General features: G+C 42.2%; 11 protein-coding genes. 9 read left to right on the top strand and 2 right to left on the bottom strand.

What is annotated here, in order from left to right; genetic code table 11:
* Window positions 1-36 precede the first annotated feature (36 nt).
* The 4 genes from prpC to LVY74_RS04800 all read left to right on the top strand — a co-directional run bounded on the left by prpC (window position 37) and on the right by LVY74_RS04800 (window position 6,346).
* Window positions 37-1,194: a bifunctional 2-methylcitrate synthase/citrate synthase gene (prpC, locus tag LVY74_RS04785; RefSeq protein WP_237814054.1), complete on the top strand. Its 1,158-nt coding sequence runs from the start codon at window positions 37-39 to the stop codon at window positions 1,192-1,194.
* Window positions 1,194-3,797: a Fe/S-dependent 2-methylisocitrate dehydratase AcnD gene (acnD, locus tag LVY74_RS04790; RefSeq protein WP_237814055.1), complete on the top strand. Its 2,604-nt coding sequence runs from the start codon at window positions 1,194-1,196 to the stop codon at window positions 3,795-3,797. Before prpC ends, acnD begins: the two co-directional genes overlap by 1 nt.
* Before the next feature lie 89 nt (window positions 3,798-3,886).
* Window positions 3,887-5,707, top strand: coding sequence for an NACHT domain-containing protein (locus LVY74_RS04795; protein WP_237814056.1), 1,821 nt, complete (start codon window positions 3,887-3,889; stop codon window positions 5,705-5,707).
* 495 nt (window positions 5,708-6,202) lie between these two features.
* Window positions 6,203-6,346, top strand: a complete 144-nt coding sequence (locus LVY74_RS04800) for a zinc ribbon-containing protein (RefSeq protein WP_151711057.1) — start codon at window positions 6,203-6,205, stop codon at window positions 6,344-6,346.
* Between the two features lie 133 nt (window positions 6,347-6,479).
* On the opposite strand, the gene LVY74_RS04805 is transcribed toward LVY74_RS04800, so the two are convergent.
* On the bottom strand, window positions 6,480-7,103 hold the full coding sequence (locus LVY74_RS04805) for a TetR/AcrR family transcriptional regulator (protein ID WP_237814057.1): 624 nt from the start codon (window positions 7,101-7,103) through the stop codon (window positions 6,480-6,482).
* A gap of 101 nt (window positions 7,104-7,204) precedes the next feature.
* Here LVY74_RS04805 and LVY74_RS04810 point away from each other — a divergent pair, with 101 nt between their 5' ends.
* Window positions 7,205-8,413, top strand: a complete 1,209-nt coding sequence (locus tag LVY74_RS04810; protein WP_237814058.1) for an MFS transporter — start codon at window positions 7,205-7,207, stop codon at window positions 8,411-8,413.
* Between the two features lie 86 nt (window positions 8,414-8,499).
* On the opposite strand, the gene LVY74_RS04815 is transcribed toward LVY74_RS04810, so the two are convergent.
* Window positions 8,500-9,270: an IclR family transcriptional regulator gene (locus LVY74_RS04815; protein WP_237814059.1), complete on the bottom strand. Its 771-nt coding sequence runs from the start codon at window positions 9,268-9,270 to the stop codon at window positions 8,500-8,502.
* Window positions 9,271-9,489: 219 nt separating this feature from the next.
* On the opposite strand from LVY74_RS04815, the gene LVY74_RS04820 reads away from it, so the two are divergent.
* The 4 genes from LVY74_RS04820 to LVY74_RS04835 are packed head-to-tail and all read left to right on the top strand — an operon-like array spanning window position 9,490 to window position 14,287.
* Window positions 9,490-10,845, top strand: coding sequence for an MFS transporter (locus tag LVY74_RS04820; RefSeq protein ID WP_237814060.1), 1,356 nt, complete (start codon window positions 9,490-9,492; stop codon window positions 10,843-10,845).
* A gap of 37 nt (window positions 10,846-10,882) precedes the next feature.
* Window positions 10,883-11,698 carry a shikimate dehydrogenase family protein gene (locus LVY74_RS04825; protein WP_237814061.1) on the top strand — a complete coding sequence of 272 codons (816 nt, stop codon included), beginning with the start codon at window positions 10,883-10,885 and terminating at the stop codon, window positions 11,696-11,698.
* A complete protein-coding gene (locus LVY74_RS04830; RefSeq protein ID WP_237814062.1) occupies window positions 11,688-12,515 on the top strand; it encodes a sugar phosphate isomerase/epimerase family protein in 828 nt (275 codons plus the stop codon). Before LVY74_RS04825 ends, LVY74_RS04830 begins: the two co-directional genes overlap by 11 nt.
* A gap of 5 nt (window positions 12,516-12,520) precedes the next feature.
* Window positions 12,521-14,287, top strand: a complete 1,767-nt coding sequence (locus LVY74_RS04835) for an FAD-dependent oxidoreductase (RefSeq protein ID WP_237814063.1) — start codon at window positions 12,521-12,523, stop codon at window positions 14,285-14,287.
* The last annotated feature ends 17 nt before the right edge of the window (window positions 14,288-14,304 follow it).

A 14,304-nucleotide genomic window follows, 5' to 3' on the forward strand; every position in this document is an offset into this window, starting at 1 on the left:
TTTACAACAAGATCAAACAGACAAAAGGAAACTGTCATGAATACACAAGTTGAAAAAACAGAATTTAAACCAAAAAAATCAGTGGCGCTCAGCGGTCAAGTCGCTGGCACCACCGCGCTATGTACGGTAGGACGTAGCGGAAATGACTTGCATTACCGTGGTTATGACATTTTAGACTTGGCGGTACATTGCCAGTTTGAAGAAGTTGCGTATTTACTGGTGCATGGCAAACTGCCAAATACTGCGGAATTGAGTGCTTATAAAGCCAAGCTCAAGGCATTGCGTGGTTTGCCAGCAGGTTTAAAAACTGCTTTGGAACAATTGCCACCGTCGGCGCACCCGATGGATGTGATGCGTACAGGTGTTTCAGTGCTTGGTTGTTTAACGCCAGAACATGAAGACCACAACTATGCAGGTGCACGCGATATTGCTGACAAACTCATGGCGAGTTTGGGTTCAATGTTGCTGTATTGGTATCACTTTAGTCATAACGGCAAACGCATTGAAGTGGAAACCGATGATGACTCGATTGGCGCGCACTTCCTGCACTTATTGCATGGTGAAAAGCCGTGTGAGCAGTGGATTCAAGCCATGCATACCTCTTTGATTTTGTATGCTGAGCATGAATTTAATGCATCGACATTTACCTCGCGTGTGATTGCAGGCACAGGCTCAGACATTTACTCGACGATTTCAGGTGCGATTGGTGCATTGCGTGGGCCAAAACACGGTGGTGCAAACGAAGTCGCCTTTGTGATTCAACAGCGTTACAACTCTGCCGATGAAGCTGAAGCCGATATTCGTAAACGTGTTGAAAACAAAGAAGTGGTGATTGGTTTTGGTCACCCTGTTTACACCATTGCTGACCCACGTAACGAAGTGATCAAGCAAGTGGCGCTTGAATTGGCAGATGCTCAAGAAAACAAAAAAATGTATTTGATTGCGGAACGTTTAGAAGCCGTGATGAAAGAAGTGAAAAACATGTTCCCGAACCTCGACTGGTTCAGCGCGGTGAGCTACCACTTGATGGGTGTTCCAACAGCAATGTTCACGCCATTATTCGTGATTGCGCGTACCGCAGGTTGGTCAGCACACGTGATTGAACAGCGTCAAGACGGCAAAATTATCCGTCCAAGCGCGAACTACACAGGTCCTGAAAACCTCGAATTTAAACCATTAGCAGAGCGTGTTTAATGAATAGCCAATATCGTAAGACATTGCCAGGCACATCATTAGCTTACTATGATGTACGCCAAGCCGTTGAAGATATTCAGCCTGGTGCTTATGCGACATTGCCATATACCTCTAAAGTGTTGGCAGAACAGTTGGTTCGTCGCGCAGATGCAGAAAACTTAACTGCATACTTAACACAATTGATTGAACGCCGTCAGGATCTGGATTTTCCTTGGTTTCCTGCGCGCGTGGTTTGTCATGACATTTTAGGTCAAACCGCACTGGTTGACCTTGCAGGTCTGCGTGATGCGATTGCTGATAAAGGCGGTGACCCATCTAAAGTCAATCCAGTCGTGCCGACTCAGCTCATTGTCGATCACTCTTTAGCTGTGGAATATGGCGGTTTTGACCCAGATGCATTTGCCAAAAACCGTGCGGTGGAAGACCGTCGTAATGAAGACCGTTTTCACTTTATTGAGTGGACAAAAACTGCCTTTAAAAATGTCGATGTGATTCCTGCGGGCAACGGCATCATGCATCAGATCAACTTGGAAAAAATGTCACCAGTAATCCAAGTGCGTGACGGCGTGGCATTTCCAGATACTTGTGTCGGTACAGATTCGCATACACCACATACCGATGCTTTAGGTGTGATTTCGGTCGGTGTCGGTGGCTTGGAAGCTGAAAACGTGATGTTGGGTCGCGCTTCTTGGATGCGTCTGCCCGACATTATTGGGGTTGAGCTAACAGGTCAACGTCAAGCAGGCATTACTGCGACGGACATCGTGCTTGCCTTGACGGAATTCTTGCGTAAAGAACGTGTGGTTGGTGGCTATCTCGAATTTTTCGGTGAAGGTGCAGACAGCATGTCAGTGGGAGATCGTGCCACGATTTCCAACATGACTCCTGAATATGGTGCAACCGCAGCCATGTTCTATATCGACCAAAATACCATTGATTACTTACGCCTGACTGGTCGTGAAGATGCTCAAGTTGAATTGGTTGAAACCTATGCCAAACATGTCGGTTTATGGTCAAGCAGTTTGAAACAAGCCGAATATCCACGTGTTTTACGTTTTGACTTGTCGAAAGTGACGCGTAATATTGCAGGGCCATCGAATCCGCATGCACGTGTTTCTACCGCTGATTTGAAAGAAAAAGGCATTGCGGGTGTGGTTGAACAGCGTACCGATGGTTTAATGCCTGATGGTGCAATCATCATTGCAGCGATTACCTCATGTACCAATACTTCAAACCCACGCAATACAGTTGCCGCAGGTTTGTTAGCACGTAAAGCCAATGAATTGGGTTTAACCCGTAAACCGTGGGTGAAATCGTCTTTTGCCCCAGGTTCTAAAGCGGCTGCGTTGTATTTAGAAGAAGCAGGCGTATTGCACGATCTTGAAAAGCTCGGTTTTGGTATTGTGGCGTATGCGTGTACCACTTGTAACGGTATGTCGGGTGCTCTTGATCCGAAGATTCAGCAAGAAATTATAGACCGTGACTTGTATGCCACAGCAGTACTTTCGGGTAACCGTAACTTCGATGGTCGTATTCACCCATATGCAAAACAGGCATTCTTGGCATCTCCACCGCTTGTTGTGGCGTATGCAATTGCAGGGACCATGCGTTTTGACATCGAAAAAGATGCACTGGGCACAGACAAAGACGGTAATCCAATTTACCTGAAAGATATTTGGCCAAGTGATGCTGAAATTGATGCACTGGTTAAAGAAGCGGTGAAGCCTGAACAATTCCGTAAAGTCTACATTCCAATGTTTGACTTGGGCGAAGTTGAGCAAGCCAAAAGCCCGCTTTATGACTGGCGTCCGAAAAGTACCTACATTCGCCGTCCGCCGTACTGGGAAGGTGCTTTGGCTGCACCACGGACTTTGGCAAATATGCGTCCGTTGGCAATTTTGGGCGATAACATTACCACAGACCATTTATCACCATCCAATGCGATTTTGATGGACTCTGCGGCAGGCGAATATCTGCACAAAATGGGTGTGCCTGAAGAAGACTTTAACTCATACGCAACCCACCGTGGCGATCACTTAACGGCGCAACGAGCGACATTTGCCAACCCGAAACTGTTTAATGAAATGGTACGCCGTTCTGACGGTACGGTGAAACAAGGTTCGAAAGCACGTGTTGAGCCTGAAGGTGAAGTGATGCGGATGTGGGAAGCGATTGAAACTTACATGAACCGTAAGCAACCGTTGATCATCATCGCAGGGGCGGACTATGGTCAAGGTTCTAGCCGTGACTGGGCTGCTAAAGGTGTACGACTTGCGGGTGTTGAAGCGATTGTGGCGGAAGGTTTTGAGCGTATTCACCGTACTAACTTGGTGGGTATGGGCGTGTTGCCATTGCAGTTTAAAGCAGGTGTAAACCGCAATACTTTGAAGCTCGATGGTACTGAGCTATACAGCGTGATTGGTCGTATTGCGCCACGTTCTGACTTGACCTTGGTGATTGAGCGTTCAACGGCAGATGGGCAAAATGAAGTTGTGGAAGTGCCTGTGACTTGCCGTTTAGATACCGAAGAAGAAGTGTCTGTGTATGATGCAGGTGGTGTGTTGCAGCGTTTTGCTCAGGACTTTTTGGAAGGTCAAGAGTAGAAAGAGCCATTGACTGCTTAATTAAAAGTGTTTGAAATTGTTTGAGAAAAGCCCTATCTTTTGATAGGGCTTTTATACTTGAGAATAATATGCAAGACGAAATAATTCAAAATCTTGTTTCTGAATTGATTAAGCAATTTACTGTACCAATATTGAATGGCTTAAATAAACTCACTAAAGATGCTAATAATAAAATTCAGGTTTCACTAAATTTATGTTTTTCAGGATATTTGGAACGAAATTATGAAAGATACTCAAAGATAAAAACTCTTTTGTATAGAGAAAAACCAGTAAACATAAAAGATTTTTATATCAGAACTGATCTTAAAATTCAGAAAAAAGTAGTAGAAGAGAGTCAATTTATAAATGAAATAGAAGTAAATAAGAGATTAATAATTCAAGGTGGTGCTGGAAGTGGAAAATCTACATTTTGTAAAAGTCTTTTTATTGAGCTAATTGAAAAGCCAATTGGAATTTTTCCAATTTTTATAGAGTTAAGGCATCTAAATAATCAGCCTGATAAATCAATATATAATTTTATATTGAATTCAATGATAGCTATAAATCCATCTTTCAATAAAGAACAATTGGACTATGCACTTAAGTTAGGAAAAGTTTTAGCTATTTTAGATGGTTTTGATGAGATCAATAGAGAAGATCGAGAGGATGTAGAAAGAGAAATACTAAATTTGTCGAATAATTATCATGGGATTAGAATATTAATCTCTAGCAGGTTTGATACTAGATTTACTTCATGGGAAGAGTTTTACCAATATACAATTCTGGAGTTGGATAAAAACAAAGCTTTAAGTCTTATTAATAGATTAGATTATGATAGGCAGGTCAAACAGTCTTTTTTAAAAGAATTAGATAACAGGCTATATGACTCTCATAGAAGTTTTGCTTCCAACCCTTTGTTGCTGACTATGATGCTGTTAACTTATGAACAAATAGCAGAAATACCAAATAAATTACATTTGTTTTATGAGCAGGCTTTTTTAACTTTATTTAATAAACATGATTCATTAAAAAGCATGTATAAAAGAAAATCATTTTGCGGCTTACCATTAGATGACTTTAAGCGTTGTTTAGAAGCTTTTTGTATACTTAGCTATTGTGATAAATTGTACTATTTTGAAGAAAATCAGATAAAAAAATATTTAGATAACTCTATATTAATTTCAAGTGCATCAACCCAATCTGAAGATTTTTTAAGTGATTTAATTGGTTCTGTTTGTATCTTGCAAAGAGATGGATTGGGATTTAATTTCACTCATAGATCTTTTCAGGAGTATTTCTCAGCACTATTTTTAGTAAATAGATCTAGTACTAGGAAGTATGATTTGTTTGAGAAAATATTTAATATAAGTAGGCAAGATAATGTTATTAATATGGTCAATGATATAAATCCATCTTTATTGGAGAAAGAATGGATTATTCCAAAAACTGAAAAGATAGTTTCTGATATTGATAGTATTTTAGGCTATAAAAATTATGAGCTTATCATCTTGCAAAAAATGTATTCATCTATTTCTGTACATTATGATGAGGATGATAATGAAGAATTAATAGTTTTTGGGGTTGGTGGAGTAGAAAAATATAATGTTTTTTGTAGTCTAGTGAGAGGAGTTTATCAAGAAAATTATAAAATATACTCCTGTAATAAAAAAGCTCGTAGTAATGATGCAAAATATTTTGAAGAACAACTGATAGAGCATATCAGAAAAAATGGAGATATAGATTTAGAAAACTTAAATAGAATTGACCCATATGTTTTTGAATTAATTAAAAAATCTAATATAGTTGATGGAATTGTTGAACAGTTAGGTTTTCTTAAATTTCAGGCTTCTCTATTGAAAAATAGTCATGCTAAGCAAGACTTAGATATCGTATCCTTTATTTTGAATTAAGACTAAATATTTTATGGGATGATTATGATTGAAAGTCTGAAACATTGTGGAATGATTGTTAATCTAAAATTTATATGTTTTTTGATTTATGAAAGAAGTCTCTTGTTATCTTTGGAACTTTAATTGATTGATAATAGACTTCTTTTATAGTTACTTAATCATTTTTAAATTGCAAAATGATAAACTTAAAAAAGTTTATCATTTAATCACGAAGCCCCAACCTCACGGGGCTTATTTGTATCAAAATTTAAGACTTTAGGCTGAGTTACAAAACTCTTAATTGCAAATTTCGCAACAAAGAAAAGCAAAAATAAAAATTCAAGATATTGAAAAATAAAAGTAATATTAAAAATAAAACAAGAAAATTTGGTGAAACTTCCATTTTTAATCATTTATTCAAATTATATGCTCATTTATATTTAAAATAATGTATAGACAGGTTTTTTGTTTTGCCTATACTTTGATCACCATTTCTAAAACCTATGGAGAACAAAAATGGTTATTGCTGGCTCTCAACCTGGAACAGGCTTCTATTTTTGTGTCCAATGCGGACATCGCGCTTACTTAGAAATTGGTACAGATCGTTTACCTCCGTGTACCAAATGCCTAGGCACCCAATTTAACGATAAAATTGCTTAAGGCTACACAACATTAAAAACAGTTACCTTCTGTTTTTAAACATAAAGCCCGATTCATCAATCGGGCTTTTTACATTTGAGCTTATAAGGTTTTATATGCCGAAAAGTGTGAAGGTTGTTTCTATCGCATGTCTTTAATGATCGGCATTAAATAAGAGCTTTAAGTTATCTTTAAATAAACAGTCCAGTTCTAGCACATCATTCGGATTTAAAATTCGGTTGTGAATCATACCTGTCCACATCGGGCTAACAATCAACAAAGCAAACTGTTTTGCAGAAGTTTGTGCAGGCAATTCATTTCGCGAAATGGCAAGTTCAACCAACTGTTGTAATTCATGCTGAATCGGGAAAAAGATTTTCTGACAGTAAGTATTGAGAATACTCGGAAAATTTTGACCTTCACGTAAAATTAACAACGCCATGTCAGCACGACCTGTCGACTCTAGCGTTAAAACACTCGGGACGATTTGCCTGCAAATAAAATCATAAACAGTCTCATGATCTTGAATTTCATGCGCTTTGATCGGGCGAAAAGACTCATTCAGAAAGGCATCAATCACACCTTCAAAAAGCTGCTCTTTGGTTTCAAAGTAAGAATAAATTGTACCTTTGCCAAGTTCTGCACGCTTGGCGATCTCGGAAATCTTGCTACGGGCAAACCCTTCTTGAATAAAGTGGTGCAATGCGGCTTCGAGAATTTTATGACGAGTTTCCTGTGTTTTTTCAATGCTTGGGCCGCGTGTTCTTGGTTTTTCCATACTTTATTCAACCATCGTCTTAACCGAAATAGCCTAACATAAATTGACCTAGGGGTCACTTTTTACTAAAATCGACCTAAAAGTCATTTTTGGTTAAGCCAATGCAAACACCAAAATCCAGTGTGCAATATGCCATTATCAGTCTAGCGTTATGTCTTGCGGCATTAAGCACCGCACTGGCAAGCCCGTTATATGCTCTTTATGAACGCACATGGGAGATTAGCACCTCACAAGTCGGTTATGTATTTATTGCTTACATGCTTGGCGTGGTGTTTTCGCTGCTGTTTTTAAACAAGCTCAATGCAATTTATAGCTATAAGCAAATTATTGTGTTTAGCCTTGGCTTGAGCATCGTTGGTCTATTTTTATCTGCTTCCGCTGGGTCAGTTTGGCTGTTAGGCATTTCCCGATTTCTGATTGGGATTTCATCTGGGTTGATTACCACAGCGGCCATGGTGGGCTTGAAAGATCAGTATCCTTTTAAAAACCGCATGCTGTCAGAAAAACTGACTTCAATGATTACCATTTTAGGTTTTGCTTTAGGGCCGTTGCTTGGTGGTGTATTGGCTGATCATACGTCACAGCCTTTGGTCGACCCATATCGAATTATTGCGCTGTTTTCGGTTGTGGTTTTAGTCAGTGTGTTTTGGGTTCGACCAAAAACAATCTTACCACGTCAGCAGAAGATAGCGGATTTATTCAAAGTTGAAGGTTTGGTTTTACCTCAAACAGCATCAAGCAAACTGTTTTTGATATGTAGTATTACTGCGCTCTGTAGCTTTGCGGCATTTAGTTTATATGCGGCATTGGCAGGGACATTTATACACGAATTGCCTATTCGCTCATCTGCAACCCTAACAGGTGTATCGATTTCTATCATTTTATTTGTCTCGGTCTTGAGTCAGGTTTGGTGTAAATCATACAAAGAAATCAATGTGTTGTACTGGGGTCTGGCTGCACTAATGATGGGTACAGTCAGTTTGGTGATGGCGGAAATTGGGCACAATGTGTGGTTTTTGCTGCTGAGTATTTTATTGACAGGAATTGGGCACGGCTTCTCACTCAGTGCAGCTTATTATTTTATGGGCAAAATAATCGACCGTGAGAAAAATCCGCTGATCTTTTCCAGTTTTCTGTTTATTGCTTATCAGGGCACGATCTGGCCCGTGATATTTTCCAGTTATCTCATTGAATATGTCGGGTTGGTACAGACGCTATTGTTCATTGCGGTGGTGTTGATGGTTACGATTATCTGGTTGGTTTATCAAATCAAATTGAAGCTTGAGCCATTATTGGCTTGTCACAAGTAAATTGGGAGAAACAGGGACGAAAGATATAAAAAGGATGAACGACCTTCTTGCTCTAAAGGAAGAAGGTCAAATGAGGGAGAAAATAATTAGATATGGATCAGGTTAATAATCGAGGCGATGTGGTTTGCAGTGTTGATGAGAGCAGGTGCAAGTTCTTCAATACGTTTGGCATTTAAGCGCACAGAAGGGCCTGCAATACTGACCGTGGCAAAAGGTTTGCCTGTTTGAGGGTTGAGAACAATTCTCGCCATTGAAGACATACCAAGTTCATAGGTGTCATTAATCAGACCATAACCGCGTTGTCGTGAGGCTTGTACCATCTGCTCAAGTTCAGCAAGGTTTTTAGGCGTGTTCGGCCCGAAGCTTTTGGCTTTTTCAAAACCTTCACGTTCAACTAGCCGCGAGAAATCTTCCGCTTCAAGTGCAGATAGATAGGCTAAACCACAGGCAGAAGCTGGCAAATAGGCTACATTGCCCGAATCAGGGTCGTATTTCAGACCAGACTTTGCGCCTTGAGCTTTGCCAATCCAGATAATTTTTTCATCTTCAATCAGACCTAAACGCACCAACTCAGACGAGGTTTCTGCAAGTTCGTTGAGATAAGGCTGGAAGGTTTCAGTAATTGAGCGAGAAGACAGGTAGCTCAAGCCCATTGAGGCAATTTTAAGGGTGAGTTTGTAGTGCTGTGAAACTTCGTCTTGGTAGATATAACCCATGTCTTTCATCGCAGTCAGAATGCGATGCATGGCAGATTTGGGAATATCCAGTTCAACCGAAAGATCACTGAGCGCACGTCCATGCACTTCTTTTAATAACGCTTCAAGGATGAGTAAAGAACGATCGTTATTGCTGAGCATAAAAATCCTAATATTATTTTTTGGAACAGTGTTCCAAAAATGAATAAAACCAATTATAGTACCTGTAGATTTTATCCGAAATGCAAATGAGGTAAATCGATTCGTCAAGAAAAGGTGGTTTCTTGGCTTTAAAAATTCATAACCTGAATGAAAACAACAAAACCAGTCGTGCGATGGAAAACGCATATTTTTACTGGTGACACTCAAGGGAGTAAGTGCATGACTCAACAGGTGAATTTAAGGGAGTTTATCGATGAAAATCGGATTTCTCCGCTGCAAAGATTAGTTATTTTTCTATGTTTAATGATCATCATTGTCGATGGTATTGATATTTCAGTGATGGGCTTTGTTGCTCCTGTACTCAAACATGAATGGGGCATCACGACCAGTGACCTTGCTCCTGTAATGAGTGCGGCATTGATTGGTCTGGCTGTCGGTGCAGTGGTCTCAGGCCCTCTTGCAGATAAATTTGGACGTAAAAAACTGCTGATTACCAACTTGGTTGGTTTTGGAATATTTACTTTACTGGCTGCGCTTTCGAGCCATGTCAATGAGTTGATGATCTATCGTTTTATCGCTGGCCTGTTTATGGGGGGTGTAATGCCTCAAGCCGTGACTTTGGTAACGGATTACTCATCCATGAAAGTGAATGCCCGTTTAGTGACGATTATTTTGAGTGGTTTTACCATTGGTGCGGCAATTGGTGGCTTCCTTGCGGCATGGGTGATTCCACATTTTAGCTGGCATGCCATGATGATTATTGGTGGGATTTTACCTTTAATTTTGGCAACGATTGCAGTTTTCAAATTGCCAGAATCCATTGGTTATAAAGTTCTCAAGCACCATCCGAAAGCAGAAATTGATGCCATTATTCATCAGATTGCACCAGATTTTGATACCAGCAATAAGGTCTTTGTTTTACCGCAACCTAAAACAGATACCGTAGATAACCCTGTTAAAACCGTACTCAGCCCATTTTACTTACTCGGTAGCTTTTTACTGTGGTGGAGCTATGCATCGGGTCTGTTCGTTGTTTACTTGCTTGGTAGTTGGTTGCCGATGATGAGTCACGAATTTGGTTTTAGCATCAGTGAAGCATCTGTGATTACTGCCATTTACCAACTCGGTGGGCCTGTGGGATGTATTGTGTGCGGTTATGTCATGGATAAGATCAGCCCGCACTTTGGTTTAGCCATTTCTTATGGACTGGCTGTGATTTTCATGGTGTTTGTGGGTGAAGTGGGACATAACTTTATGCTGTACAGCACGATGTGCTTTTTCATTGGGATGTGGATGAATGGTGCGAATGCAGGCATGAACAGCGTTTCAAGTTCTTTCTATCCAGTATTTGCCCGTGCAACAGGTAATAGCTGGATGCACGGTATCGGACGCTTGGGTGCTGTGGGCAGTGCTTTTGCGGGGGCTTATTTTCTCAGTTTAGGTTGGGCAGCCAGTAAAATTTTCCTGATTTTATGTTTGCCTACTGTCGGTATTATTCTCGCCCTGTGCATTATGAAACTGGCATATTCACCTAAAAAAATGCGTCAACAAGAACTGAATAAAGTTCAAATCTAAAATTTTCTAAGTCTAAGATTTTCAAGGAGATTGAATAATGGATATTCAATTGAACGGCTCAACTCGTCTCTATTTTGTGGTCGGACACCCGATTGTACAAGTGAAATCACCTGAAGGTGTGACTATGGAACTGTCAAAAAAAGGCTTGAATGCACTGGTTGCCCCTGCCGATGTTGCCCCTCAACATTTTGCCAGTTTTGTTCAGCAAAACCTGTATTTGAACAATACCGATGGACTGATTGTGACTGTGCCACACAAGATTTCAGCTTTGAGTTGTTGTCAGAAACTCACGCCACGTGCGCAGTTTATTGGAGCTGTCAACACCATTCGTCGCTGTGAAGAGGGTTGGGAGGGAGACATGCTCGATGGTAAAGGTATGGTGCAGGCGATTCGTAACCAGTCAATTGAACTGAAAGATAAGCGTGCCATTTTGGCGGGTGCAGGGGGCGCAGGTAAAGCCATTGCTTATGAACTGCTGCTTGCAGATGTGGCTGAACTGGCAATTTTTGATGTCGATCAAACCCGTCAACAACAACTGGTCGAGCAGTTGCAACAATTGGGTAAAGGCAAAGTAACAGCACATGACAACGACCCGACAGGTTTTGATGTCGTGGTGAATGCAACCCCGATGGGAATGAATGGTGATCCATCAGCAGCATTTCAGTTAGACAAACTGGCTGCCAGCATGTCGGTGGCAGATGTGGTGACTAAACCCGAAAATACGCCGTTTATTCAGCAGGCTGAAGCTTTGGGTTGTACCGCAGTGAAGGGGACAGACATGTTTATGCAGGTACGTGACCTGATGGTGGCGTACTTACTGAAAAGTGAACAGGAGCAACAGGATGCCGCGTGAATACTCACTCTCTTTTTTGACAGTGGCAGATGTTAGCCCTGTAGAAGCCGTCAAGATTGCAGCACAGTGTGGCTATGCAGCAGTGGGCTTACGCCTGCTGCCTGCGGCACCCAATGAAGCTGACTATCCGATATTGACCCAGAGTCAACTGATTCGCGAAACCCGTGCAGTCTTGAAGGATACAGGGGTGCGCGTGGTAGATGTTGAAATTGTACGAATCACACCAGACTTTGATTCAAAAAAATATCTGCAATTTTTAGACGTGGCACAGCAGCTTGGCGCTCAACATATTTTAGTGGCAGGCAATGACCCTGAGCAGGAGCGCCTGATTCAACACTTTGCCGAATTTTGCGAACTGAGCAAACGCTATGGTTTGAGTTGTGATCTGGAATTTATGCCGTGGACTCATGTCAAAAACTTGGCGCAAGCCGAGCAAATCGTGTCGGCATCGGGACAGGACAATGCTGCGGTTTTGATTGATGCGCTGCATTTTGCCCGTTCCGATTCAACGCTTGAACAGGTGAAAGCGCTGAGTCCAGCACGTCTGAACTATGTCCAGCTCTGTGATGCACTGGCTGAGTATGATCCGAGTGATGAAGGGCTGATTAAGATTGCCCGAGGCAATCGTTTGGTGCCAGGTCAGGGTGAGCTTGATCTGGTAGGGCTAATTCGCGCCTTGCCTGAGAACTTAATGTTCGCTGCGGAAGTACCAAATCAGGCTTTGGCAGCACGACCTGCACTGGAACGTGCGCAAATCAATTTTAATGCCATACAGCAACTTGTTGCGCAAGCCCAGCAGGACGCTGTTGCGGGGTAACTCTTATGAATGCGACAACCCAATACTCATTGCAAATGCCATTGCTCCCGATCCGCAAACAATACGAATGTGATGTGCTGGTCATTGGTTCGGGAGCGGGCGGGCTGTCTAGTGCGGTTACGGCTGCACATGACGGGCTGAAAGTGATTGTGGCGGAAAAAGCCAGTGTGTTTGGTGGTACCTCAGCCGTTTCGGGGGGCTGGTTATGGATTCCTAATACGCCACATGCTGAGCGTAAAGGACAGGCTGAACCGATTGCTGCACCCAAGCAATATTTAAAGAATGTTTTGGGTGAACAGTATGATGAAATCAAAATTCATACTTATCTCACTCAAGCACCGAAAATGGTCGAGTTCTTCGAAAAAAACACGGAGGTGAAATTCGAGATCGGTCGTGCAGTGCCTGATTTCTTTGATGTATCAGGGTCACGTGTTGGGTGGCGTTCAATAGTGGCTGCACCGTATGATGGTCGTCTGCTAGGTCAGCATTTGCATGTGTTGCGTCCAGCGATTCCTGAAACCACTTTGTGGGGAATGGGAATTGCTTCGGGCGCTGACATGAAGCACTTCATTAATACTTTTAGTGCCATTTCTTCCTTTGTTTATGCAACCAAACGTGTATTACGACATTTTATTGATCTGATTCTCAGAAAGCGTTCAACCCAGATTGTGAACGGCAATGCACTGGTGGCACGTTTACTCAAGTCAGCATTTGATCAACAGGTCGAGCTTTTGGCAAACCATGCCATGACTGAACTGGTTTGTGTGAATGGTCGGGTGACGGGTGCATACTTTGCCACCCCGACAGGTATCGTCAAAATCACGGCCAAGCATGGTGTGGTTTTGGCAACGGGTGGTTTTCCGCATGATGAACAGCGCAAACGCAGTCTATTTAAGCATGTGGCAGAAGGTACACCACATCACTCGGCAGCACCTGAAACCAATACTGGCGATGGCTTAAATGCTGCCGAAGCCATCGGTGCGGAAGTTGAACAGCATTTGCCGTGGTCGGGTGCATGGGCACCTGTTTCTCTCATACCACGTTTAGATGGAACCTTAGGACGATTTCCACATCTGGTCGAACGTGGCAAGCCAGGGCTGATCGCCGTTTTAGCCAATGGGCGCCGTTTTACCAATGAAGGCGATTCTTATCCAGCCTTTATCAAAAGTTTGTTTCAGCAGACTGCATCAGGTGAGCAGGCACATTGCTGGTTAATCTGTGATCATCAATTTATCCGCCGTTATGGCTTGGGGGCGGTCAAACCATTTCCGATTTCCATGCAAAGCTGGCTGGATAACGGTTATTTGAAGTGTGGTGAGAATTTACAAGTGCTAGCAAATGCATGTGGGATTGATCCTGTGCAATTCCAGCAAACCGTAGCGCAATACAATCTGCATGCCCGAAATGGGCAAGACCCTGAATTTCAACGTGGCACAACACCGTACCAAAAAGCACAAGGCGATGCTGATTACAAACCAAATCCTTGTATTGCTCCGATTGAGAGCGGGCCATTTTATGCGGTGGAAGTGGTACCCGGCAGTCTGGGGACGTTTGCTGGATTAATCACGGATGAATCTGCACGTGTGCTGCACAAACAAACCCGACAACCCATTGAGGGCTTATATGCTGCGGGCAATGACCTGAACAGCATTATGGGTGGGCAATATCCAAGTGGCGGAATTACCTTAGGGCCAGCCATGACTTTTGGCTATTTGGCAGCGAAGAAAATTGTAGAACACGCTCAGGCTGCTGCTCCATTGGAAGTGTCATAGCAACAGATTTAAGGAGA

Source organism: Acinetobacter sp. ME22, assembly GCF_022012315.1.
Lineage (GTDB): Bacteria > Pseudomonadota > Gammaproteobacteria > Pseudomonadales > Moraxellaceae > Acinetobacter > Acinetobacter brisouii_A.

Coding starts and splice junctions, on each gene's coding strand:
- LVY74_RS04805 (WP_237814057.1), bottom strand. CDS start 7,103: ATGGAAAAACCAAGAACACGCGGCCCAAGCATTGAAAAAACACAGGAA.
- LVY74_RS04795 (WP_237814056.1), top strand. CDS start 3,887: ATGCAAGACGAAATAATTCAAAATCTTGTTTCTGAATTGATTAAGCAA.
- LVY74_RS04825 (WP_237814061.1), top strand. CDS start 10,883: ATGGATATTCAATTGAACGGCTCAACTCGTCTCTATTTTGTGGTCGGA.
- prpC (WP_237814054.1), top strand. CDS start 37: ATGAATACACAAGTTGAAAAAACAGAATTTAAACCAAAAAAATCAGTG.
- LVY74_RS04815 (WP_237814059.1), bottom strand. CDS start 9,270: ATGCTCAGCAATAACGATCGTTCTTTACTCATCCTTGAAGCGTTATTA.
- acnD (WP_237814055.1), top strand. CDS start 1,194: ATGAATAGCCAATATCGTAAGACATTGCCAGGCACATCATTAGCTTAC.
- LVY74_RS04820 (WP_237814060.1), top strand. CDS start 9,490: ATGACTCAACAGGTGAATTTAAGGGAGTTTATCGATGAAAATCGGATT.
- LVY74_RS04800 (WP_151711057.1), top strand. CDS start 6,203: ATGGTTATTGCTGGCTCTCAACCTGGAACAGGCTTCTATTTTTGTGTC.
- LVY74_RS04810 (WP_237814058.1), top strand. CDS start 7,205: ATGCAAACACCAAAATCCAGTGTGCAATATGCCATTATCAGTCTAGCG.
- LVY74_RS04830 (WP_237814062.1), top strand. CDS start 11,688: ATGCCGCGTGAATACTCACTCTCTTTTTTGACAGTGGCAGATGTTAGC.
- LVY74_RS04835 (WP_237814063.1), top strand. CDS start 12,521: ATGAATGCGACAACCCAATACTCATTGCAAATGCCATTGCTCCCGATC.